Annotated in this window: 22 protein-coding genes; 7 read left to right on the top strand and 15 right to left on the bottom strand. The window is 60.5% G+C overall.

Features of this window, described 5'->3' with window-relative positions; all coding sequences use genetic code 11:
* Window positions 1–128 precede the first annotated feature (128 nt).
* A complete protein-coding gene (ushA, locus tag C1N56_RS14370) occupies window positions 129–1,880 on the top strand; it encodes a bifunctional UDP-sugar hydrolase/5'-nucleotidase UshA (protein ID WP_166709699.1) in 1,752 nt (583 codons plus the stop codon).
* A 34-nt stretch (window positions 1,881–1,914) separates the two neighbouring features.
* On the opposite strand, the gene C1N56_RS14365 is transcribed toward ushA, so the two are convergent.
* The gene (locus tag C1N56_RS14365) at window positions 1,915–2,346 is read right to left on the bottom strand and encodes a multidrug/biocide efflux PACE transporter (RefSeq protein WP_058781228.1); all 432 of its coding nucleotides are present in this window, start codon (window positions 2,344–2,346) and stop codon (window positions 1,915–1,917) included.
* Between the two features lie 90 nt (window positions 2,347–2,436).
* Here C1N56_RS14365 and C1N56_RS14360 point away from each other — a divergent pair, with 90 nt between their 5' ends.
* Window positions 2,437–3,306 (top strand): LysR family transcriptional regulator, encoded by an 870-nt coding sequence (locus C1N56_RS14360; RefSeq protein WP_021508646.1) that lies wholly within the window; start codon window positions 2,437–2,439, stop codon window positions 3,304–3,306.
* Here C1N56_RS14360 and ybaK read toward each other — a convergent pair.
* The 3 genes from ybaK to copA form a co-directional block, all read right to left on the bottom strand.
* Complete coding sequence (ybaK, locus tag C1N56_RS14355; RefSeq protein ID WP_021508645.1) at window positions 3,303–3,782, bottom strand: Cys-tRNA(Pro)/Cys-tRNA(Cys) deacylase YbaK; 480 nt, start codon at window positions 3,780–3,782, stop codon at window positions 3,303–3,305. The two genes, C1N56_RS14360 and ybaK, sit on opposite strands and share 4 nt — an antisense overlap.
* Window positions 3,783–3,945: 163 nt before the next feature.
* Window positions 3,946–4,746 carry a TraB/GumN family protein gene (locus C1N56_RS14350; RefSeq protein WP_021508644.1) on the bottom strand — a complete coding sequence of 267 codons (801 nt, stop codon included), beginning with the start codon at window positions 4,744–4,746 and terminating at the stop codon, window positions 3,946–3,948.
* 68 nt (window positions 4,747–4,814) lie between these two features.
* Window positions 4,815–7,325 (bottom strand): copper-exporting P-type ATPase CopA, encoded by a 2,511-nt coding sequence (copA, locus tag C1N56_RS14345; RefSeq protein WP_394517483.1) that lies wholly within the window; start codon window positions 7,323–7,325, stop codon window positions 4,815–4,817.
* Between the two features lie 95 nt (window positions 7,326–7,420).
* Between copA and cueR the strand changes: the two genes are divergently transcribed.
* Window positions 7,421–7,837 carry a Cu(I)-responsive transcriptional regulator gene (gene cueR, locus C1N56_RS14340; RefSeq protein ID WP_021508642.1) on the top strand — a complete coding sequence of 139 codons (417 nt, stop codon included), beginning with the start codon at window positions 7,421–7,423 and terminating at the stop codon, window positions 7,835–7,837.
* Here cueR and C1N56_RS14335 read toward each other — a convergent pair.
* The 5 genes from C1N56_RS14335 to tesA all read right to left on the bottom strand — a co-directional run bounded on the left by C1N56_RS14335 (window position 7,813) and on the right by tesA (window position 11,615).
* Window positions 7,813–8,271 carry an NfeD family protein gene (locus tag C1N56_RS14335; RefSeq protein WP_058775251.1) on the bottom strand — a complete coding sequence of 153 codons (459 nt, stop codon included), beginning with the start codon at window positions 8,269–8,271 and terminating at the stop codon, window positions 7,813–7,815. The genes cueR and C1N56_RS14335 overlap by 25 nt on opposite strands.
* Window positions 8,271–9,185 (bottom strand): SPFH domain-containing protein, encoded by a 915-nt coding sequence (locus tag C1N56_RS14330; RefSeq protein WP_021508640.1) that lies wholly within the window; start codon window positions 9,183–9,185, stop codon window positions 8,271–8,273. The genes C1N56_RS14335 and C1N56_RS14330 overlap by 1 nt, the downstream gene beginning before the upstream one ends.
* A gap of 64 nt (window positions 9,186–9,249) precedes the next feature.
* Complete coding sequence (locus C1N56_RS14325; protein WP_021508639.1) at window positions 9,250–10,104, bottom strand: thioredoxin family protein; 855 nt, start codon at window positions 10,102–10,104, stop codon at window positions 9,250–9,252.
* 79 nt (window positions 10,105–10,183) lie between these two features.
* Complete coding sequence (locus C1N56_RS14320) at window positions 10,184–10,957, bottom strand: SDR family oxidoreductase (protein WP_058781232.1); 774 nt, start codon at window positions 10,955–10,957, stop codon at window positions 10,184–10,186.
* A gap of 31 nt (window positions 10,958–10,988) precedes the next feature.
* On the bottom strand, window positions 10,989–11,615 hold the full coding sequence (tesA, locus tag C1N56_RS14315; RefSeq protein ID WP_021508637.1) for a multifunctional acyl-CoA thioesterase I/protease I/lysophospholipase L1: 627 nt from the start codon (window positions 11,613–11,615) through the stop codon (window positions 10,989–10,991).
* Here tesA and ybbA point away from each other — a divergent pair.
* The gene (gene ybbA, locus C1N56_RS14310; protein ID WP_059012033.1) at window positions 11,583–12,269 is read left to right on the top strand and encodes a putative ABC transporter ATP-binding protein YbbA; all 687 of its coding nucleotides are present in this window, start codon (window positions 11,583–11,585) and stop codon (window positions 12,267–12,269) included. The two genes, tesA and ybbA, sit on opposite strands and share 33 nt — an antisense overlap.
* Entirely contained in the window at window positions 12,266–14,683 is a 2,418-nt protein-coding gene (gene ybbP, locus C1N56_RS14305) for a putative ABC transporter permease subunit YbbP (RefSeq protein WP_394516799.1), read from the top strand. The genes ybbA and ybbP overlap by 4 nt, the downstream gene beginning before the upstream one ends.
* Before the next feature lie 261 nt (window positions 14,684–14,944).
* Here ybbP and purK read toward each other — a convergent pair whose 3' ends face one another.
* From purK to ppiB, 4 genes are all read right to left on the bottom strand, one after another.
* Window positions 14,945–16,009 (bottom strand): 5-(carboxyamino)imidazole ribonucleotide synthase, encoded by a 1,065-nt coding sequence (gene purK, locus C1N56_RS14300; protein ID WP_394516798.1) that lies wholly within the window; start codon window positions 16,007–16,009, stop codon window positions 14,945–14,947.
* The gene (gene purE, locus C1N56_RS14295) at window positions 16,006–16,515 is read right to left on the bottom strand and encodes a 5-(carboxyamino)imidazole ribonucleotide mutase (protein WP_058769411.1); all 510 of its coding nucleotides are present in this window, start codon (window positions 16,513–16,515) and stop codon (window positions 16,006–16,008) included. The genes purK and purE overlap by 4 nt, the downstream gene beginning before the upstream one ends.
* Window positions 16,516–16,648: 133 nt before the next feature.
* The gene (locus C1N56_RS14290) at window positions 16,649–17,365 is read right to left on the bottom strand and encodes a UDP-2,3-diacylglucosamine diphosphatase (RefSeq protein ID WP_394516797.1); all 717 of its coding nucleotides are present in this window, start codon (window positions 17,363–17,365) and stop codon (window positions 16,649–16,651) included.
* On the bottom strand, window positions 17,365–17,859 hold the full coding sequence (ppiB, locus tag C1N56_RS14285; protein ID WP_021508631.1) for a peptidylprolyl isomerase B: 495 nt from the start codon (window positions 17,857–17,859) through the stop codon (window positions 17,365–17,367). The genes C1N56_RS14290 and ppiB overlap by 1 nt, the downstream gene beginning before the upstream one ends.
* A gap of 218 nt (window positions 17,860–18,077) precedes the next feature.
* Here ppiB and cysS point away from each other — a divergent pair, with 218 nt between their 5' ends.
* Window positions 18,078–19,463, top strand: a complete 1,386-nt coding sequence (gene cysS / locus C1N56_RS14280) for a cysteine--tRNA ligase (protein ID WP_021508630.1) — start codon at window positions 18,078–18,080, stop codon at window positions 19,461–19,463.
* Between the two features lie 82 nt (window positions 19,464–19,545).
* On the opposite strand, the gene ybcJ is transcribed toward cysS, so the two are convergent.
* Window positions 19,546–19,758, bottom strand: a complete 213-nt coding sequence (ybcJ, locus tag C1N56_RS14275) for a ribosome-associated protein YbcJ (RefSeq protein ID WP_010618497.1) — start codon at window positions 19,756–19,758, stop codon at window positions 19,546–19,548.
* Window positions 19,758–20,624, bottom strand: coding sequence for a bifunctional methylenetetrahydrofolate dehydrogenase/methenyltetrahydrofolate cyclohydrolase FolD (gene folD / locus C1N56_RS14270; RefSeq protein WP_394516796.1), 867 nt, complete (start codon window positions 20,622–20,624; stop codon window positions 19,758–19,760). The genes ybcJ and folD overlap by 1 nt, the downstream gene beginning before the upstream one ends.
* Before the next feature lie 175 nt (window positions 20,625–20,799).
* Between folD and C1N56_RS14265 the strand changes: the two genes are divergently transcribed.
* Window positions 20,800–21,288, top strand: a complete 489-nt coding sequence (locus C1N56_RS14265; RefSeq protein WP_394516795.1) for a DUF1198 family protein — start codon at window positions 20,800–20,802, stop codon at window positions 21,286–21,288.
* The last annotated feature ends 87 nt before the right edge of the window (window positions 21,289–21,375 follow it).

Below are 21,375 nucleotides of genomic sequence, written 5' to 3'. Positions count from 1 at the left end.
TTGTTACGTCATGCATGACTGTATTCGCCTTTGGCCTTGAGTTAAAGGGCGAACTGTGCGACACAGAAGGGCGAAAAAGCACATCCGGCGCACCGCCCGGTAAAAAACGCAGAATAAGGAGATCGGCTTTGTTGTTATCACCGCACAGAGGGCGCTGGCTGGCGCTGTTTATGCTGCTGTTGCCGCTGCTGGCGCAGGCGTGGCAGCCGGACCGCAGCTATCGCTTCAGCATTTTGCACACCAACGATCATCACGGCCACTTCTGGGCCAATGCGCAGGGCGAATATGGTCTGGCCGCGCAAAAAACGCTGATGGATCAGCAGCGGTATGATGTACAGGCCAAAGGCGGCGGCGCGCTGATTCTGTCGGCGGGCGACGTTAACACCGGCGTGCCGGAATCGGATGTGCTGAACGCCGAGCCGGACATTCGCGGCATGAACCTCATCGGCTATGACGCGATGGCACTCGGTAACCACGAATTCGACAAACCGCTCAGCGTGCTGCAGAAGCAGCAGAAATGGGCGAAGTTTCCTTTTCTTGCCGCCAACATTTATGCCAAAGGCAGCGATAAGCGCCTGTTTAAGCCATGGGCGATATTCAATCGTATGGGGCTGAAAATTGCGGTGATCGGCCTGACCACCACTGATACGCTGCGCATCGCCAATCCGCAAAACGTGGCGCAGATAGAGATTCGCGATCCGGTGAAAGAGACGGAAAAAGCGGTGGCGGAACTGCGCGCCAGCGACAAGCCGGATGTGATTATCGCGCTGACGCACATGGGCCACTACGACGATGGGCAGCATGGCAGCAACGCACCGGGTGATGTGGAACTGGCGCGCAGCCTGCCGCCGGGCACGGTTAATGTGATCGTCGGCGGGCATTCGCACGATGCGGTGTGCATGGCAAAAGAGAACGTCAGCGTGGCGGATTATCAGCCCGGACAGCCGTGCCAGCCGGATCGCCAGAACGGCGTGTGGATCGTGCAGGCAAAAGAGTGGGGGAAATTTGTCGGTCGCGGCGATTTCACCTTCCGCAACGGTGAGCTGACGCTGGATAACTATCAGCTGATTCCGGTCAACCTTAAGCACAAGGTAAAGAACCTTGATGGCAGCGAAACCTGGCTGCCGTATCAGGAAGCGATAGCGCAGAACGGCGCAATGATGAAGCTGCTGACGCCGTATCAGCTGCGCGCCGGCAAACAGCTGGCGGTCAACGTGGGTCGCAGCGACAGCGTGTTTGATGGCGACCGCAGCAAGGTGCGCTTTGAACAAATGCCACTGGCTCAGCTGATCCTGCGCGCGCAGATGGCGGCTACTCAGGCCGACTTTGCCGTTATCAGCGGCGGCGGTATTCGCACCTCGCTGGCGCAAGGAGAGATCAGCTGGCGCGATCTGTTGCAGATCCAGCCATTTGGCAATCAGGTGGTGTCCGTGACGCTGACGGGCAAAGAGCTGCTGAACTACCTGGCGACGGTGGCGAATATCAAAGCCGATTCCGGCGGTTTCGCGCAGTTCAGCAACATCAGCCTGGTGGCCGATGGCAAAAGCGTCAGCGCAGTGAAAATCAATGGCGAGCCGCTGCAACTGGATAAAACCTATCGCATGGCCACCAACAGCTTTAACGCCAGCGGCGGCGACGGCTACCCGGTGATTGATGGCCATGCTGGTTTCCGCAACAGCGGCCTGCGTGATGCGGAGGTGCTGCGCAGCTATGTCAGTCAGCACTCACCGCTGCGCGTCGCCGATTATGCGCCACCGCAGATTGTGCACCTGACACCACAGCAGGTTGAGGAGCGCGACAAAGCGCTGGAGAAGCAAAAGAAGCGCAGCTATCCGCAGATGATCCTGGCGTGGATCTGGCCGCGCGCGGCGCACGAGTGACAACACGGGCGGCACTTCAGCCGCCCGTGGTTTTTCAGGCGCGGCAGGATTTCTGGCTCACCCAGCGCTGGCGCAGCTTATCCCATGCCCAGTTGTAAGCCATGGTATAGGGCAGAAAGAACAGAAAGAACGCCACTTCCAGCAGGAAAGCCTCCAGCAGCGAAATGTGCAACATCCACGCGGCAATCGGCAGGCCAATAAGGATAAAGCCGCCTTCAAAGCCGAGCGCATGCAGCGCGCGCAGGCCGAGACCGCGCTGGCGCTGCGGCGGACAGAGGCGGTCAAAACCGCTGTTATAAATGATGTTCCACAGCATGGCGACGGTCGACAGCATAATCGCCAGCGCGCCCATCTGAAACAGCGGTTTATCCATGACCCAGGCGGCCAGCGGCGCAACCGTGACGATCGCTAACCCTTCAAAGCCTGCGGCATGACAAAAACGTTCTTTCAGTGAACGGGTACGCATATAAACCTCCTTTTGAGTAACGCCACGCATTTTCTCACTGCACAATGCTAAGATAAAATGATTACCTATCGATAAAAGCGATGGTTCAGCATGAAGTACTCACCAGAATCCCTTGAGGCATTTGTCCAGACCGTCGCCAGCGGCTCGTTTTCCGCAGCGGCGCGTGCGCTGGCAAAAAGTCAGTCCACCATCAGTAGCGCGGTGGCCAATCTCGAAGATGACTTAGGCTTTGCGCTGTTTGATCGCAGCGGTCGCCAGCCGGTGCTGACCGCTCAGGGCCAGCGCGCGCTGGCGCAGGTGCAGCAAATTCTTGCTGCCAGCCAGCGGCTGGATGAACTGGCGGTGCGGCTGTCGCAGGGCGTTGAGCCGCGCCTCAGCCTGGCCATTTCCGACTTCTGGCAGGCCGATCACCATGAAAATCTGCTGACGCGCTTTGAGGCACGCTATCCGGATATCGAGTTTGAATGCATGATTGCGGAAGATGAGGATGTGCTGGATTTACTGCAGGCCGGGCGCGTGCATCTCGGCGTGGTGCGCGCCCAGCCGCGTTTGCCGCCGGATCTGGCGGTGGCGCGACTGCAGGTTGAAGCGCAAATGGCGATTTTCCTGCATCAGGATCACCCGCTGGCAGCCCGTTCGCAGGTGAGCGAGGCGCAGCTGGGCGAATTGCGTCAGCTGCGGCTCAATACCTGGGTGGAAACCCGCCAGCCGCTGCCGGCGGGCCGCACCTGGTCGGCCCCAACCTATCTTTTATTGCTGGAGATGGCGGAGCAGGGGTTTGGCTGGAGCGTACTGCCGCGCTGGCTGGTGCAGCAGTTTGGTCATCAGGTCTTGCGCGAGCTGCCGGTGCCGGGCTGGCCGCAGCATATTGCGGTGGATGTCATCTGGTCGCGGCGCAATCCGCCGGGCCCGGCCGGCCGCTGGATGATCGACCAGCTGTGCGCGCAGCAGCCTGATTAATCGCGGCGCGCCACGTCAGCCAGCGTGGCATCCAGCAGCCTTGCCAGATCCTGCGCGGCCAGTTCGATATCCAGCCCGCGCTTGCCGCCGGAAATAAAGATGGTCGGGAATTCGCTGGCCTGCTGATCGATCACCGTCGGCAGCCGCTTTTTCTGCCCCAGCGGACTGATGCCACCCACCAGATAGCCGGTGACGCGCTGCGCCAGTTGCGGATCGGCCATGTCGGCTTTTTTTGCCCCCAGCGCTTTGGCGACTTTTTTCAAATCCAGCTGTGAAGAGACCGGCGTCACCGCCACTGCCAGCGCTTTGCCATCACCGTTAAGCGCCACCAGCAGGGTTTTAAACACTTGGCGCGCATCCAGGTTGAGCTTGCGCACCGCCTCGTCACCGAAGTGGGTTTCATGGCTGTCATGCTCGTAGGGATGCAGGGTAAAAGCGACCTGTTGTTTTTCCAGCAGTTTTACGGCGGGTGTCATAATCAATCCTTGCTACGAAAATTCTTATCTCGGTTTGCGTGAAAGTACTGGCGAAAATCTGAACTTTGCGCGAAAATTGGCCGGCGCCAGTCACCCTGGCGATAACCAAAATCATAAACAAATTCCTCTTTGACGGGCCGATAGCAATATTGGCCTTCTTTTTTTATGCCTTCAGCAGCTGCGGCAAATTGTCTTCGCCGTAGAGATGCAGTGCACCGACCGCCACCACATAGCGCCCGCGCGGCAACGCCAGCAGCAGCTCGCGCCAGTGCTGATTACGGTTGCGCATCAGAGTATCGTTCAGTTCACTGCTGAACGTAGTCGGCAGCGCCACCGGCTGACTGGCGGGCGGCGCATCCAGCCACCAGCTGATCATGGTTTGCAGCAGTCGCGCGTTGGTGTGCCAGTGTTCCAGCGTATCCAGCAGCAGCGCCAGGCCATCCTGCGGTAGTGATTTCAGCAACGCGATCTGCGTTTCCGGCCCTTCCAGCTCAATAATGCGTTTTCCTGCCGCCTGCGCTGCCTGCAGCAGCTGATAGTCAATACCGTACTGCGGTCGCAGCCCCAGCCGCTGCGCCTGCTGCGCCTGCAGCATCAGCGCAATTTGCCAGAACGGCAGGCTATCAAACAGCGCGATGTTCAGTGACAGCTCATCGCACAGCGCCGTCAGCTGCTGCAGCGTCTCTGGCGTCAGCCGCGTTGCCAGCGGCGGATATGCTTCACCCTCACTAAACGGTGAACTGCCGCGGGTAATATCCGCCTCTACCACCAGCGCATCGGCTTTCTGCAGCTGGCGCAGCAAGCCGGCCGGCAGCGGTTGCATATCGCGCGTGCCCATATGAATACTGCCAGCCAGATGCAGACGGCGGTCTCCGAGTCTGATATCCATGGCGGGCCAGCTGTAGCTGGCGGGGAACAGGCTGCTGGCCAGCTGTTGCAGGCGGTGCCACACACTGCGTCTCATGCCTTGTCCTTTTTAAGTCAAAAATCCATGCTAGCGATTTCGCTCAGCGAAAGACAGGGCAGAGGTTGCTATTGCCGCTGCGCCGGTTTAAAGCGCAGCAAACGGTTAGCATTGCTCACCACGGTGATCGACGACAGCGCCATGGCGGCACCGGCGACGATGGGGCTGAGCAGCACGCCGGTAAACGGATAGAGTACGCCGGCAGCAATCGGAATGCCCAGGCTGTTATAGACAAAGGCACCCAGCAGATTCTGCCGCATATTGCGCAGCGTGGCGTTGGCCATCGCCAGCGCGTCGGCCACGCAGTGCAGATCGTTGCGCATCAGCGCCATCGCCGCGGTTTCAACCGCCACATCGCTGCCGCCGCCCATGGCGATCCCCACATCCGCCTGCGCCAGCGCCGGGGCGTCGTTGATGCCATCGCCCACCATCACCACGCTGCACCCCTGCTGTTGCAGCTGCGCAATCGCCTGCGCTTTACCGTCCGGCAGCACGCCGGCGATCACCTCATCGATACCCGCTTCGGCAGCGATGGCTTCGGCAGTGGTCTGATGGTCACCGGTCAGCATGATCAGACGATAGCCCAACTGATGCAGCCGCTGTAGCGCCGCACGGCTCTCCGGACGCAGCTGGTCACGCAGGGCGATCAGGCCCAGCAGCTGCTGTTGATCCGCCAGCAGCACCGGCGTGGCGCCCTGCGCGGCGAGCCGCGCGATATCCTGCTGTGCGGCGCGCAGGTCGATGTGCTGCTCTTCCAGCAGCGCCGCATTGCCCAGCAGCAGCGTTCTGTCAGCGACAGTAGCACTCACGCCTTTGCCACGTATTGTACGAAATTGCGCAACGCGGGCATCACTGACGGTCGGTGCGGCGGCGACGATCGCCTTCGCCAGCGGATGCCCCGATCCCAGCTCCAGCTGGGCGGCCGCCTGCAATACCTGCTGACGATCCCAGTCGCTGTACAGCAGCACCTCGCTGACCTGCGGCGTACCCTGGGTCAGGGTGCCGGTTTTATCAAACACAATGGTGTCGACTTCACTGGCCCGCTGCAGCGCATCGGCATCGCGCACCAGCACGCCCAGCTCGGCAGCGCGGCCGACGCCCGCAATCACCGACATCGGCGTGGCTAAGCCCAGCGCACAAGGACAGGCGATAATCAACACCGTGGTGACAATCACCAGCGTATAGGCCAACTGCGGCTGCGGCCCGATAAAATACCAGACCGCTCCGCTGAGCAGGGCAATCGCCACCACCACCGGCACAAACACCGCCGAGATGCGATCGGCCAGCCGGCCCATTTCCGGCTTGCTGCTCTGCGCCTGACGCACCAGATTGATGATACGGGCCAGCGTGGTATGGCTGCCGGTGGCGCGGGCGGTGAACTGTAGCGATCCGTCCTGCACCAGCGTCCCGGCATAAATCTTATCGCCAGGACGGCGCGACTGCGGCAGCGCTTCGCCGGTGAGCATTGCTTCGTCAAGCCAGGCTTCGCCGCGGCTGACTTCGCCGTCCACCGGTACGCGATCGCCGGTGACCAGTTTGAGCGTCATGCCCGGTGTGATTTCGCTCAGCGGCAGCGGCTTTTCCCCTTCGGCAGTGATCACGCAGGCCTGCGCCGGGGTTAAATCCAGCAGCCGCTCCAGCGCCTGTGAGGCGCGCTGGCGCGCGCGCTGTTCCAGCGCATGGCCGAGGTTAATCAGGCCGATGATCATCACGCTGGCTTCAAAATAAAGGTGGCGCGCCTGCGGCGGGAAAAATGCCGGCCACAGCGCGACGCTCATTGAGTAGATCCAGGCCGCACCAGTACCGAGCGCCACCAGCGTGTCCATGGTGGCGGTAGCATGACGCAGGCTGCGCCACGCGCTGCGATAGAAGTGGCCGCCGGCAAGCGCCATCACCGCCAGCGTGACGGCACCGAGCACGCGCCAGAGCGTCTGATTGCTGTCGTTTAGCATCATGTGATCACCGAGCATGCCCCAGACCATCATCGGCACGCCGACGATCAGCGCCAGCGCCGCCTGCCAGCTAAAGCGGCGCATCGCCTGCTGTGCGCTGACCTGCTGGCGCTCGCGCCGGGTTTGTTCATCTTCGATCACTTCCGCAGAATAACCTGCCTCGTCTACGGCGCTGACCAGCGCTGAGGGTACGGCATCGCCCAGCACCAGCGCGCTGCGCTCACCCAGATTGACGCGCGCCTGGTTCACGCCGGGCACTTTCTGTAACGCCTGCTCGACGCGGCTGACGCAGCTGGCGCAGCTCATCCCGCCTATCAGCAGATGGTGCACCGCAAGATTCTCTTCTGCCGGCTGCGACTCCGTTGTCAGCGCCTCCGGCTGCGGCTCCTGAGCTGGCAACGGATCAGGCTTTGGGCTGGACGCCTCATTTTTCAGCGTGGCGTGATAACCAGCCTGCTCAACGGTGGCAATCAGATCGCTGGCGCTGGCTGCGCCGGTGACGCGCGCTTCCTGCTGCGTTACCTCGGCCTGTTCCACATCGCTGCGCTGCTCCAGCGCCTCTTTAACGCGTTTAACACAGTGGCCACAGGACAAACCGTCCAGAGCCAGTAATTGTGTGTGTGACATCATCAACTCCTCGTTTATCAGGTTTGACTCGCTGCAAGGTTTGCATTAGTTATAAAGCCTAAACCTTCCATTCAGGGGAAGGTCAAGGGGCAGAGATGAACATCAGCGATGTAGCAAAAAAAACCGGGCTGACCAGCAAAGCGATTCGTTTTTACGAACAGAAAGGGGTGGTTACGCCGCCGTTACGCAGTGACAACGGCTATCGCAGTTATGGCGCGCACCACCTGGATGAGCTCAATTTTCTGCGCCAGGCGCGGCAGGTGGGCTTCACGCTCGAGGAGTGTCGCGAACTGGTCGCGCTGTTTAATAACCCGGCGCGCCACAGTGCCGATGTTAAAGCGCGCACCCTGCAGAAGGCGGATGAGATCGCGGCGCACATTGAAGAGCTGCACGCGATGCGCGCGCGTCTGCTGGAACTGGCTGCAGCCTGCCCGGGCGATGACGGTGCCGAATGTCCCATCATCAATCACCTGGCGGGCTGCGGTCATCAGGAGGGTGGCAAACGCGGCTGAATCAGCAGCGTGATGCCTGACACGCCGGTCACGATCACCGGTGTGCCCGCCGGCAAATCTTCCTGCGCCTGCACGCGCCAGCTGCTGTCACCAATGCGCACATGACCGACGCCGTCTTTTAGCGCACTGTCTAACGTCAGGTGCTGGCCAATCAGCTGGCTGCCGCGCTGATTGAGCGTATTGGGCTGCTGCGCACTTTCGCGAAAGCGCATCCAGCGATACCAAAGAAATACGCACAGCAGCGTCAGAGTGGCGAACAGCATGCCCTGGCTGGTCCACGAGAACGGAAACAGCCACTCAATGATCCCGACCAGCACCGCCGCCACGCCGCTCCACAGCAGGTAACCGCTGGTGCCGAGCATCTCCGCAGCCAGCAGTAAACCGCCCAGCGTGAGCCAGAACCAGTGCGGATGCGCAATCAGCTCCATCAGCATCACGGTTTGCGCTCCTGACGGCTCTCTTTCAGCAGCTCGCTGATACCGGCCACCGAGCCGAGCAGGCTGCTGGCGTCGAGTGGCATCATCACCACTTTGCTGTTATTCGCTTCGCCAATTTTTTGCAGCGCATCGGTGTATTTCTGCGCCACAAAGTAGTTAATCGCCTGGATATCTCCGGCAGAGATAGCTTCTGACACCATTCGCGTGGCGTTGGCCTCGGCTTCGGCCTGACGCTCGCGCGCTTCCGCCTGCAAAAAGGCGGAGGTACGTTCGCCTTCCGCTTTAAGGATTTGCGACTGCTTATCGCCCTCGGCGCGCAGGATGGCCGCCTGGCGTACGCCTTCGGCGGCAAGAATATCGGCGCGTTTGGTACGCTCGGCTTTCATCTGCGCGTTCATGGCCGCTATCAGTTCCTGCGGCGGGCGCACGTCGCGGATTTCAATACGGGTGATTTTTACCCCCCACGGATTGGTCGCTTCATCAACAATGTGCAGCAGACGGGTATTAATGTTATCGCGCTGCGACAGCATCTCATCCAGCTCCATGCCGCCGAGCACGGTGCGGATATTGGTCATGGTGAGGTTGATGATGGCCAGCTCAAGATTGCTGACTTCATAAGCGGCGCGCGCCGAATCCACCACCTGAATAAAGCACACTGCATCGATGGTGACGTTGGCGTTATCTTTGGAGATTATCTCCTGCGAGGGGATATCGAGGACCTGCTCCATCATATTGATCCGGCGACCAATACGATCCATGAACGGCACGACTAAATTCAGGCCGGGCGGCAACGTTTTGGTGTAGCGGCCAAAGCGCTCCACCGTCCACTGGTAGCCCTGTGGCACAATTTTGACACCGGCCCACACGGTAACCAGCGCGAGCACGATGATGACGGGAATCACTGTTAACATATAACCTCCTGGCTGTCAGATTGTCGGGCCGAGTCGCTTCGGCCCGTTTACCGCGCGGTACCGGTCAGTACAGCAGCGAGTAGAGCTGGCGACGATAGCGCGAGGCGAGGGCATCGCCGGTGCCGAGGGCCGCCAGAATCTCCTGGAACATTTTGCGCACTTCGCCGTCACCGGCGCTGAGATCGCGCTTCAGAAAACCTAACAACAGCTCCAGCGCTTCTTCATTGCGGCCCACCTGATGCAGCTGTAACGCAAGTTTAGCAGCCAGACCGGCATTGTCCGGTTCGCTTGCCATCTGCTCCTGCAGCTGCTGGATCTCCGGCGTGTCGGCGGCCTGTTTCAGCAGGTCGATTTGCGAAATCAGGCTCTGATAGCGCGTATCCTGATCCTGCAATGGCACCACAGCCAGCACCGCTTCGGCTTCTTCGCTGCGGTTCAGTGTAATCAGGACTTCTGCCAGCAGAAAACCGATTTCACTGTTCTGATTGCTCAGCTGCCAGGCGTCTTTCAGCAGCGGTAGCGCATCCAGCGGCTTGCCTTCCTGCATCAGCTGCATCGCCTGCTGCGCCTTTAACTCCTCTTCACGCGGCAGGACTTTCTCCAGCAGCGCGCGAATTGCCTCTTCCGGCTGCGGGCCCTGGAAGCCATCGACCGGCTGGCCGTTCTGGAACAGGTAGACGGTCGGCAGAGAGCGCAGACCAAACTGCGATGCCACCAGCTGCTCTTTATCGCAATCCAGCTTCGCCAGAATAAACTGGCCGGCGTACTCCTGTGCCAGACGTTCCAGCACCGGCGTCAGCTGCTGGCAGTGCTGGCTGCGCTCCGACCAGAAGTAGAACAGTACCGGCAGCTGCATTGATTGCTCCAGCGTCTGCTGCAGGTTGGATTCGTTGATGTCGATAATCAAAGCGTGTGACATGAATACGTCTCTTGGCAGAAAGTGTGTTGAGGATATGGGGGCAAACGCCCCGGCTTCAAGTTCAATTCTGGCTTGCAGTTTAGTTACTGCGTAAAATGCGATCCAGCATCCAGCCCGGCAGCAGTCGCTTGAGCAGACTCATCGCCCAGGCGACCAGCGTCACCGGATAGCGCAGGCGCGGATGTTTACTCTCCAGCGCATGCCGCAGTTTCGGCAGAATCGCTTCCGGCGGCAGGCTAAAGCGTGCGGCGATACCGGGGTTGCGCACGGGCTTATCGCGTTCGCCCTGCTGCACGTTTTCGGTAAACCGGGTGGTAATCGGGCCCGGCTCAATCAGGCTGACGCGCACGCCGCTGGGGCGTACTTCCATGCGCAGCGCATCGCTCCACGCCTCCAGCGCCCATTTACTGGCGGCATAAGCGCCGCGGCCCGGCGTGGAAATCAGGCCGAGCACCGAGCTGGTGTTGATAATCCGCCCGTCGCCGCTATTTTGCAGCGCCGGCAACAGGCGCAGCGTCAGCTGGTGGGTGCCGAAAAAGTTGGTGGAGAATTGCTGCTCCAGCTGCTGACGCGACACGCTGGTCAGCGGACCGTACTGGCCGAAGCCGCCGTTATTGAACAGCCCGTGCAGGCAGTGATCGGTGAGGGCCAGCACGCGATCGGCGGCGGCATCCACACTGGCCGGATCGTCAAGATCCAGCAGGATGCCGGTGAAGCCGAGCTCATCCATGCGCGCCACATCGTCAGCACGGCGACAGGCGGCCAGCACGCGATAGCCGCGCGCCAGCAGATCGTTGGCCGCCACCAGACCGATGCCGCTGGAGCAGCCGGTAATTAATACAGACTTTTGCATATCTTTACCTGTCATTGGGCTCGTCGCGGCGTTAATCATGCTTAACTAGCGGAGCCAGTTGTTCAGCCATCAGGTTGGCGATAAACGGCTGCGCATCCGGATTGGGGTGAATACCGTCCTGCTGCATCCACTCCGGCTTCAGATAAACCTGCTCCATAAAGAACGGTACCAGCGGAATATGATACTGCTGCGCGAGGCGCGGATAGAGCGCGCTGAACGCGTCGGTGTAGCGTCGGCCATAATTAGCCGGCAGACGAATTTGCATCAGCAGCGGCTGGGCGTTAGCGGCTTTGACCTGATCGATAATTTTACTCAGATCCTGCGCGATGTTTTGCGGCGGGAAGCCGCGCAGCCCATCGTTACCGCCCAATTCGATTAACACCCACTGCGGCTGATGCTGTTTTAATAGGCCCGGCAACCGCGCCAGCCCCTGACCGGCGGTATCACCGCTGATGCTGGCGTTAACCACTTTGGGCTGCTGTTGCCAGGTTTTGTCGAGCAGGCTCGGCCAGGCGGCGGTGGCGGACATGCGATAGCCGGCACTCAGGCTATCGCCGAGAATCAGCAGGGTATCGGCGGCGGCGATGCGCGACACCAGCAGCAGCAATAACAACAGGAAGGAATAATGCCAGCGGAAAACATTGTTGCAGTTCATCATCTTACTAAGTCCGTCGGTCAGGGAGAGCATCAACTGACCATCCTTACCGGAGTTGAGCTGGTTGTCAAACCAGCCGAGACGCTGGCGCTGATCGGCGAGTCGGGATCCGGGAAATCCACCCTGCTGGGTATTCTCGCCGGACTGGATGATGGCAGCAGCGGCGAAGTGCATCTGCTGGGCCAGCCGCTGCACCAGATGAACGAAGAGCAGCGCGCCGCGTTACGTGCGCTTGAGGTCGGCTTTGTGTTTCAGTCCTTTATGCTGGTGCCCACGCTCAACGCGCTGGAGAACGTGCAGCTTCCGGCACTGCTGCGCGGAGACAGCGATCGCGACAGTCGCGCGCAGGCCACTGAATTACTGACGCAGCTCGGACTGAAAGATCGTCTGCACCATCTGCCGGCCCAGCTCTCCGGCGGCGAACAGCAGCGCGTGGCGCTGGCACGCGCCTTCAGCGGCCGTCCCGGCCTGCTGTTTGCCGATGAGCCGACCGGTAACCTCGATCGCAAAACCGGCGATCGCATCGCCGATCTGCTGTTTTCGCTCAACCGCGATTTCGCCACCACGCTGATTCTGGTGACGCACGATGAGCAGCTGGCGGCACGCTGCGATCGTCGCCTGCGGCTGCGCGACGGCAAGCTGTGGGAGGAAGCATGATCTGGCGCTGGTTCTGGCGCGAGTGGCGTTCGCCCTCGCTGCTGATTGTCTGGCTGGCGCTGACGCTGGCGGTGGCCTGCGTGCTGGCTCTGGGCTCCATTAGCGATCGCATGGAGAAAGGGCTGAGCCAGCAGAGCCGTGACTTTATGGCCGGCGACCGCACGCTGCGCAGCAGTAAACCGGCACCGGATGCGTGGCTGGACAAAGCGCGCGAAGAGGGGCTGGCGGTCAGCCGGCAGCTCAGCTTTATGACCATGACCTTTGCGCAGGAGACGCCGCAGCTGGCCGATGTCAAAGCGGTCGATGATGCGTACCCGATGTTCGGCACCCTGCAGACGGATCCGCCCGGCCTGCGTCCGGTGGCCGGAACGGTGCTGGCCGCACCGCGTCTGCTGGCGCTGCTTAACCTTAAGGTCGGTGACCACATTGACGTGGGCGATACCACGCTGCGCATTGCCGGCGAAGTGATTCAGGAGCCGGACGGCGGATTTAATCCGTTTCAGACGGCGCCACGTTTGCTGATGAACCTTGCTGACGTGGAGAAAACCGGCGCCATCCAGCCCGGTAGCCGGCTGAGCTGGCGCTATAAGTTCTCCGGCGAGGCGGCACCGCTGGCGCGCTATGATCGCTGGATTCAGCCGCAATTGCAGGCCGGCGAGCGCTGGATCAGCGTGGAGAATTCCGAGGATGCGCTGGGCCGCTCAATGCAGCGTGCGCAGCAGTTCCTGTTGCTCTCGGCGCTGTTAACCCTGCTGCTGGCGATTGCCGCAGTGGCGGTCGCCATGAGTCATTACTGCCGCAGCCGTTACGATCTGGTGGCGGTGCTGAAAACGCTGGGCGCCACGCGTAAATCGCTGCAGCGGCTGATTATCGGTCAGTGGCTGGCCGTGCTGCTGCTGGCGGCCATCGCCGGCAGTGCGCTGGGGCAGGGCATTGAAGTCGCGCTGCTGATAATGCTTAAACCGGTGCTGCCCGCCGCTTTACCGGCTGCCAGCGTCTGGCCGTGGCTGTGGGCGATTGGCGCGCTGGTGGTGATCTCGCTGCTGGTCGGGTTGCGTCCGTACCGTCTGCTGATGGCCACACAGCCGCTGCGCGTGCTGCGTCGTGATGCAGTAGCCACGCTATGGCCGCTGCGTATTTATCTGCCGGTGATGGCGCTGGTGGTGGTGGCACTCCTTGCGCTGCTGATGGGCGGCAGCAAAATGCTGTGGGCGCTGCTGGCTGGCGTGGTGATGCTGGCACTGCTGCTGGCGCTGCTCGGCTGGGGCACGCTCCTGCTGCTGCGCAGACTGGTGGTGCGTAATCTGGCGCTGCGCCTGGCGATCAACCGTCTGTTGCGTCAGCCCGCCATGACGCTCAGCCAGCTGGCGGCGTTTTCGCTCTCCTTTATGCTGCTGGCGTTATTGCTGGTGATGCGCGGCGATCTGCTCGATCGCTGGCAGCAGCAATTACCGGCGGATGCGCCCAACTATTTTCTGCTCAATCTGACCCAGCAGCAGGTGCCGCAGGTAGACGAGTTCCTGCGGCAGCATCAGGTTAACGCCGGAACCTTCTATCCGATCGTAAGGGCGCGACTCACGGAACTGAACGGCAAGCCGGCCGATCCCAGGCTGGATAACGCGCTGAATCGCGAGCTCAATCTGACGTGGCAGGCGGAGCGTCCGGACCATAATCCGCTGGTGGCCGGCAGCTGGCCACCGAAAGCCGGTGAAGTCTCGATGGAGGTCGAGCTGGCTGACCGTCTGGGCGTCAGGCTCGGCGACAGGCTGACTTTTAGCGGCGATACCCAGCAGTTCAGCGCGACGATCACCAGTCTGCGCAAGGTCGACTGGGAGAGCCTGCGGCCAAACTTCTTCTTTATCTTCCCGCCGGGCGCGCTCGATCAGCAGCCGCAAACCTGGCTGACCAGCTTCCGCATGGCGAACGATCCCGCGCTGCTGGCGCAGCTCAACCGCGCGTTCCCGACGCTGAGCCTGCTGGATGTCGGCAGCATGCTGAAGCAGATTGGACAGGTGCTGGCGCAGGTGAGCCAGGCGCTGGAGATCATGGTGATCCTGGTGACGGTTTGCGGTGTGTTGCTGCTGCTGGCGCAGATCCAGGTCGGCATGCGCCAGCGCCGGCAGGAGCTGGTGGTGTATCGCACGCTCGGTGCCAGCCAGCGCCTGCTGCGCGGCACGCTATGGTGTGAGTTTGCGCTGCTTGGCGTGGTCGCCGGAATCGCGGCGGCGCTGGGGGCGGAAGCGGCACTGTGGGGACTTCAGCGTAAGATTTTTGATTTCCCGTGGCAGCCGGACTGGACGCTGTGGCTGGCGCTGCCGCTGTGCGGCGCGGTGCTGCTGTCGCTGTGCGGCGGCTGGCTGGGTGTCCGCTTATTGAAGGGGAAAGCGCTGTTCAGACGGTTTGATGCTGCCTGATGCCCTCACCCCAGCCCTCTCCCACGGGAGAGGGAGCTGATCGAGCCCGTATGCGTGATTCTGCACTTCAGGACGTTCAGGTGAGTGTCAAACGGAAAAATCGCAGCGCATGATTCCCTCTCCCACGGGAGAGGGAGCCGATCGAGCCCGTATGCGTGATTCTGCACTTCAGAACGTTCAGGTAAGCGTCAAACGGAAAAATCGCACCGCATAATTCCCTCTCCCTGTGGGAGAGGGCAGGGTGAGGGGAATACCGCAGAACTACAGCTTCGCCACGGCCCATGCAATGCCGCTCGCATAGGCATCAGGCAGCAGCGGTACCAGCGCATTGAGTGCGGCGGTGAGGCGTGCCGGATCGCTGTCGGTCAGATTCAGGTGGCCGACCTTACGTCCGGCGCGGACTTCTTTGTCGTACCAGTGCAGATGCACCAGCGGCTGCTGCAGCCAGTCGGTATTGAGGTCGGCGCCAATCAGGTTGACCATCACCGACGGCGCAAACATCACCGGCTGCGGCAGCGGCAGACCGAGCACGGCACGCAGGTGCAGTTCAAACTGGCTGATTGAGGCGCCATTCTGCGTCCAGTGGCCGCTGTTGTGCACGCGCGGTGCCAGCTCATTGATCAGCAAGCCCTGCGGTGTGACGAAACACTCCATCGCCATCACGCCCACATACTTCAGCTCATGCATGATCGCGCTCAGCATCGCTTCTGCCTGCTGCTGTTGCGCGGCATCAGCCTGCGGGAAGGCAACGCTGGTACGCAGAATGCCGTCCTGATGCAGGTTGTGCGTCAGCGGATAAAACACCGTGCGGCCATCGTGCCCGCGCGCGCCCACCAGCGAGACTTCACCGCTGAAGTTAATACCCTGCTCAACGATGCACTCGCCGTAGCACTCATCCGGCAGCGTTGCGGTTTCGTCGGCGCGCAGGCGCCACTGGCCGCGGCCGTCATAGCCGCCGGTGCGGCGCTTGACGATCGCCAGCTCGCCCAGCGTGCTGAATACCGCCGGCCACTCGCTTTTATCAGCCAGTAACTGCCATGGCGCGGTTGCCAGGTTGAGCTGATCGAGCAGCTGCTTTTGCGTCAGGCGATCGGCGAGGCGCGGAAAAATATCACGGTTGACGAACGCCGGATGGTTAGCCAGCTCGCGCGTCAGCGCGGTTTCCGGCCAGCGCTCGATTTCCGCGGTGATCACGCTTTGCGCGATCGGCAGTGCCGACGGCTCCGCGTCCAGTCCGACCGGATACACGGCGATGCCCAGCGGCTCGCCCGCCTGGCGCAGCATGCGGCCCAGCTGACCGTTGCCGAGTACGCAAACTGGCTTCATGCGTCCTCCCGCGGATCCGGATTATTCAGCACTTCATCGGTCTGGCTCTGACGCCAGGCGGCCAGGCGTGCAGCCAGCTCGCGATCGTGAATCGCCAGGATCTGCGCCGCCAGCAGTGCGGCGTTGGCGGCACCGGCTTTACCGATGGCCAGCGTACCGACTGGAATGCCGCGCGGCATCTGTACGATGGAGTAGAGGCTATCCACGCCGCTCAGTGCTGCGCTCTGTACCGGTACGCCCAGCACCGGCAGAAGGGTTTTCGCCGCCAGCATGCCTGGCAGGTGCGCCGCACCGCCGGCACCGGCGATGATCACCTGAAAACCGTTGTCGGCTGCGCGCTCTGCGAAGCTGAACAGCTTATCTGGCGTTCGGTGCGCAGAGACCACTTCAACGTGGAACGGGACATCCAGGCTGTTAAGGATTTCCTCGGCGAACTGCATGGTAGCCCAGTCACTTTTGGAACCCATGACGATGGCGATACGGGCCGGGGCGGCGTTGGATGACATGCGGTCAACTCCTGTGAATAATCAAACGAACCTGGCCGGGCGGGCAGGTAAAGAAGGGCACAGAGAATAGCACGAGACAGCGGCAAGGAAAACGGTTGCGTGGGCGGAAAACCGGCATTTCCGCCGCAAACAATCAGAAAGGAAATTCGATCAACTGCACGCCCTGTGCGTCCAGCTGAATCATCGATCCGCGCTCATGCCACGCGCCCAGCACCGCGCGTTGCGCTGGCGTGCCGGCGAGCTCGAACTGATGAATCGCCGGGCGATGGGTGTGGCCGTGAACCAGGATCGACACCTGCTGGCGCGTCATCGCCGCGGCTACTGCCTGCGGGTTGACGTCCATGATGCTCAGTGACTTGTGCTGGTTGGCCTGCTTGCTGTCGGCCCGCATCCGCGCAGCAATGCGCATGCGCAGACGCAACGGCAGCGCGAGAAACAGCCGCTGCAGCCAGCGCTGATGGACTTTGGCGCGAAAACGCTGATAACCTTGATCGTCCGTACACAGCGTGTCGCCATGCATCATCAGCACGCGCTGACCATAGCGCTCCAGCACCTGCTCTTCGGGCAGCAGCGTCATGCCGCTGGCGCGGGCGAACTGTTGACCTAACAGGAAGTCGCGATTGCCGTGAATAAAGAATTTTGGCACCGGCAGGGCACGCAGGGCGTCGGCGATCTGCTGATGCAGCGGATTAGGATCGTCATCGCCAATCCAGGCTTCAAACAGATCGCCAAGGATGTAAAGCGCATCACACTGCTGCGCTTCCCCCTGCAAAAAATGCAGAAAACCGGCAGTGATTGCCGGTTCTTCCTGACACAGATGTAAATCTGCGATAAACAGCGTGCGCGACATTACTCGCTGACGGTCACTTTCTGGATGATCACGTCATCAACCGGCACGTCCTGGTGCATGCCGCTGCGGCCGGTTTTCACTGCTTTGATTTTTTCGACCACGTCCATGCCTTCAACCACTTCAGCAAACACGCAGTAACCCCAGCCCTGCAGGCTTTCGTCACGGAAGTTCAGGAAGTCGTTATCGGCAACGTTGATGAAGAACTGTGCGGTAGCCGAGTGAGGTGCCTGGGTACGCGCCATCGCCAGCGTGCCTTTGGTGTTTTTCAGGCCGTTATTGGCTTCGTTGCGGATGTCTGCTTTGGTGGCTTTCTGCTTCATGCCCGGCTCGAAACCGCCGCCCTGAATCATGAAACCGTTGATCACGCGGTGAAAAATGGTGTTGTCGTAGAAACCTTCACGGCAGTAGTCCAGGAAGTTCTGTACGGTAGCCGGCGCTTTGTCATCGAAGGTTTTGATTACGATATCGCCATGGTTCGTCTGGAAAGTGACCATTATATTCGTCCTGTGGAGGTTGTCGTCAGTATCAACTGCCGCACCGGCAAGGCGGCGGGGCATTTTTGTAGACGCCTCTTATATCACAATTTCCAATAACGCGTCAGTAAGGCAACGGCAGTTGCGAAGCGAGCGATGCACAAGTCGGAAAAATACGGCACAATAACCGGCTACATCAAGAAGGCGTATCCCGCACACGTAAACAACGGAATCGTTCAATGCTAAAGATCTATAACACCCTGAGTCGCCAGAAAGAGGAATTTAAACCCATTCATGCCGGTGAAATCGGTATGTACGTGTGTGGAATCACGGTTTACGACCTCTGTCATATCGGCCATGGGCGTACCTTTGTGGCATTCGACGTGGTCGCGCGTTACCTGCGTTACGTGGGCTATAAGCTGAAATACGTGCGTAATATCACTGACATCGATGACAAGATCATTAAACGTGCCAACGAAAACGGGGAAAGCATCGAAACGCTGACCAACCGGATGATCGCCGAAATGCACAAAGATTTTGCCGCGCTGGGTATTCTGCCGCCGGATCTCGAGCCACGCGCCACGCGCCACATCGCGGAGATCATCGAACTGGTCGGCAAGCTGATCGATCGCGGCCATGCCTACGTGGCGGATAATGGCGACGTGATGTTTGATGTGCTGAGCGATAAAGATTACGGCGCACTGTCGCGTCAGGATCTCGAACAGCTGCAGGCCGGCGCGCGCGTGGAAGTGGCGGAAGTGAAGCGCAACCCGATGGACTTTGTGCTGTGGAAAATGTCCAAGGCTGATGAGCCGGCGTGGAACTCACCGTGGGGCAACGGCCGCCCGGGCTGGCACATTGAGTGCTCGGCGATGAACTGCAAACAGCTTGGCACCCATTTCGACATCCACGGCGGCGGTTCAGACCTGATGTTCCCGCACCATGAAAATGAAGTGGCGCAGTCGACCTGTGCACACGATGGCCCATACGTGAACTACTGGATGCACTCCGGCATGGTGATGGTTGACCGGGAAAAGATGTCGAAATCGCTCGGCAACTTCTTCACCGTGCGCGATGTGCTGCAGCACTACGATGCGGAAACCGTGCGCTACTTCCTGATGTCCGGCCACTATCGCAGCCAGCTCAACTACGGCGAAGATAACCTGAATCAGGCACGCGCGGCGCTGGAGCGCCTTTACACCGCGCTGCGCCATACCGATGCCAGCGCGACGCCGGCCGGCGGTGAGGCGTTTGAAGCCCGCTTCCGTACCGCCATGGACGATGATTTCAACACGCCGGAAGCTTACTCGGTGCTCTTCGATATGGCGCGTGAAGTCAATCGCCTGAAGGGTGAAGATAAAGCCGCCGCCGATGCGCTGGCCGCAAAACTGCGTCAGCTGGCCGATGTACTGGGCATTCTGCAGCAGGATCCGGAGCAGTTCCTGCAGAGTGGCGCACAGGTGAATGCCGATGAAGTGGCGGAGATTGAACACTGGGTGAAAACCCGCGCCGATGCGCGTGCTGCAAAAGACTGGGCGCAGGCGGACATCGCACGTGACAAGCTGAACGAGCTGGGCGTCATCGTGGAAGATGGCCCGCAGGGGTCAAGCTGGCGCCGTAAATAACAAAAAGGGCGAACTGCGGTTCGCCCTTTTTATCACCAGCGATCAACGGGTGTAGGGTGCGCATTCATGCGCACCTGGCTAATCAGGCCACAACCGTTACGCGCTGACCGGCAAACTCAACCGTCTGACCGGGAAAAATCTTGCAGCGCTTACGCGTCTCGATGGCACCATCAACGCGCACTTCGCCTTCGTCGATCACCGCTTTGGCCTGCGCGCCGCTCTCCACCCAGCCTTCCAGCTTCAGCAGATCGCACAAATCAACGTGCGCATGTTTACCCAGTGAAAAACTCGCCATTATGCCTGCTCCATGTCGTGATACTGTTCGCACGCCAGCAGCGTGTTCTCGATCAGCGTGGCGACCGTCATCGGGCCAACGCCACCCGGTACAGGCGTGATGTAAGCCGCGCGCTCAGAGGCTGACGCAAAATCCACATCACCAACCACTTTGCCGCTTTCCAGCCGGTTAATACCGACATCAATCACAATCGCACCCGGTTTGATCCAGTCGCCCGGGATAAAGCCCGGCTTACCGACTGCCACTACCAGCAGGTCGGCATGCTCAACGTGATGGCGCAGATCTTTAGTGAAACGGTGCGTGACAGTGGTGGTGCAGCCGGCCAGCAGCAGCTCCATGCTCATCGGGCGACCAACGATATTTGATGCGCCAACCACCACGGCGTTCAGGCCGTAGGTATCGATGTTATAGCGCTCCAGCAGCGTCACGATGCCGCGTGGCGTACACGGACGCAGCTTAGGGGCGCGCTGGCACAAACGACCGACGTTATAAGGATGGAAGCCATCGACGTCTTTATCCGGCGTGATGCGCTCTAGCACTTTGACATTATCGATCCCGGCCGGCAGCGGCAGCTGCACCAGAATGCCATCGATAGCGTCGTCATTGTTCAGCTCATCGATCACATCCAGCAGTTCAGCTTCACTGGTGCTGGCGGGCAGGTTATAAGCGCGCGAGACAAAACCGACCTCTTCGCAGGCGCGGCGTTTGTTAGCGACATAGATCTGCGATGCCGGGTTTTCACCGACCAGCACTACGGCCAGGCCAGGGGCGCGTTTACCGGCAGCGAGACGCTGCTGCACTTTTTCGGCAACCTCAAGGCGCACCTGCTGCGCAATCGTTTTACCGTCAATAATTTTTGCTGCCATCAGAGAGGAAATCCATCTGTAGAGAGTTAAATCGGGGATGGCGCCTATTCTGTCAGAAGCGCGTGCGGCTGTCAGTCACAGATTCGTTTACGCGACCGGTTTCCCAATTTTTCGCCGTGGCGCGCGCCAGGCTTAGCGCGTATTATGCCCGCCAGGCAATGATGTGGAACACGTGATGATTTGGTTGATGCTCGCCACGCTGGCGATAGTGTTTGTTGTGGGATTTCAGCTGCTGACCGCCGGTTCGCGCCACGCCGCGCAGGCGCTCAGCAAGCGGCTGCAACTGCCGCCGGTGCATGTTGAATCGCTGCTTGCACAGATGGGCAAAGAGGCGGCAAATGAGTTCACCGATTACATTCGCGGCGACAACGAAGTGCACCTCAATAATGGCGCGGCAGTGCTGCTGATCTGGCAGGTGCTGATTGTCGATGGCAGCGATGAGAACGCGCAGCGCTGGCATCACATTCTGACGAAGGCGGGGTTCTCCGCTCTGATTTCACGTCAGCAGCTGTTGCTGGCGCTGGGATTCCTGCGCCAGCTGGAGCCGGACAGCCAGGAGCTGAATGCGTTACGCGAGCAGTATAATGCGCGCTTCACGCCGCAGGGGATTGAACTGGAAGGGGAATCCGCGGAGGTGAGTAATCTGGTCTCACTGAGCGAGTAGCGTCAGCGTCATTAAGGCGAATTGTTCATTCCCTCGACACTCTGCCGTCCGTTGGCGGCAAAAACGTTGACGCGCCAGCGTGCCGAC

Source organism: Pantoea sp. SGAir0175 (assembly GCF_043547855.1).
This window is presented reverse-complemented; position numbering and strand designations above follow the sequence as displayed.

Excerpts from the sequence above, each read along its gene's own strand:
- cysS (WP_021508630.1), top strand. The coding sequence starts at position 18,078 with ATGCTAAAGATCTATAACACCCTGAGTCGCCAGAAAGAGGAATTTAAA.
- C1N56_RS14360 (WP_021508646.1), top strand. The coding sequence starts at position 2,437 with ATGAAGTACTCACCAGAATCCCTTGAGGCATTTGTCCAGACCGTCGCC.
- ppiB (WP_021508631.1), bottom strand. The coding sequence starts at position 17,859 with ATGGTCACTTTCCAGACGAACCATGGCGATATCGTAATCAAAACCTTC.
- ybcJ (WP_010618497.1), bottom strand. The coding sequence starts at position 19,758 with ATGGCGAGTTTTTCACTGGGTAAACATGCGCACGTTGATTTGTGCGAT.
- C1N56_RS14325 (WP_021508639.1), bottom strand. The coding sequence starts at position 10,104 with ATGTCACACGCTTTGATTATCGACATCAACGAATCCAACCTGCAGCAG.
- ybbP (WP_394516799.1), top strand. The coding sequence starts at position 12,266 with ATGATCTGGCGCTGGTTCTGGCGCGAGTGGCGTTCGCCCTCGCTGCTG.
- C1N56_RS14290 (WP_394516797.1), bottom strand. The coding sequence starts at position 17,365 with ATGTCGCGCACGCTGTTTATCGCAGATTTACATCTGTGTCAGGAAGAA.
- C1N56_RS14265 (WP_394516795.1), top strand. The coding sequence starts at position 20,800 with ATGATTTGGTTGATGCTCGCCACGCTGGCGATAGTGTTTGTTGTGGGA.
- C1N56_RS14330 (WP_021508640.1), bottom strand. The coding sequence starts at position 9,185 with ATGTTAACAGTGATTCCCGTCATCATCGTGCTCGCGCTGGTTACCGTG.
- purK (WP_394516798.1), bottom strand. The coding sequence starts at position 16,009 with ATGAAGCCAGTTTGCGTACTCGGCAACGGTCAGCTGGGCCGCATGCTG.
- C1N56_RS14365 (WP_058781228.1), bottom strand. The coding sequence starts at position 2,346 with ATGCGTACCCGTTCACTGAAAGAACGTTTTTGTCATGCCGCAGGCTTT.
- cueR (WP_021508642.1), top strand. The coding sequence starts at position 7,421 with ATGAACATCAGCGATGTAGCAAAAAAAACCGGGCTGACCAGCAAAGCG.
- C1N56_RS14350 (WP_021508644.1), bottom strand. The coding sequence starts at position 4,746 with ATGAGACGCAGTGTGTGGCACCGCCTGCAACAGCTGGCCAGCAGCCTG.
- ybbA (WP_059012033.1), top strand. The coding sequence starts at position 11,583 with ATGCCAGCGGAAAACATTGTTGCAGTTCATCATCTTACTAAGTCCGTC.
- copA (WP_394517483.1), bottom strand. The coding sequence starts at position 7,325 with ATGTCACACACACAATTACTGGCTCTGGACGGTTTGTCCTGTGGCCAC.
- purE (WP_058769411.1), bottom strand. The coding sequence starts at position 16,515 with ATGTCATCCAACGCCGCCCCGGCCCGTATCGCCATCGTCATGGGTTCC.
- tesA (WP_021508637.1), bottom strand. The coding sequence starts at position 11,615 with ATGATGAACTGCAACAATGTTTTCCGCTGGCATTATTCCTTCCTGTTG.
- ybaK (WP_021508645.1), bottom strand. The coding sequence starts at position 3,782 with ATGACACCCGCCGTAAAACTGCTGGAAAAACAACAGGTCGCTTTTACC.
- C1N56_RS14335 (WP_058775251.1), bottom strand. The coding sequence starts at position 8,271 with ATGCTGATGGAGCTGATTGCGCATCCGCACTGGTTCTGGCTCACGCTG.
- C1N56_RS14320 (WP_058781232.1), bottom strand. The coding sequence starts at position 10,957 with ATGCAAAAGTCTGTATTAATTACCGGCTGCTCCAGCGGCATCGGTCTG.
- folD (WP_394516796.1), bottom strand. The coding sequence starts at position 20,624 with ATGGCAGCAAAAATTATTGACGGTAAAACGATTGCGCAGCAGGTGCGC.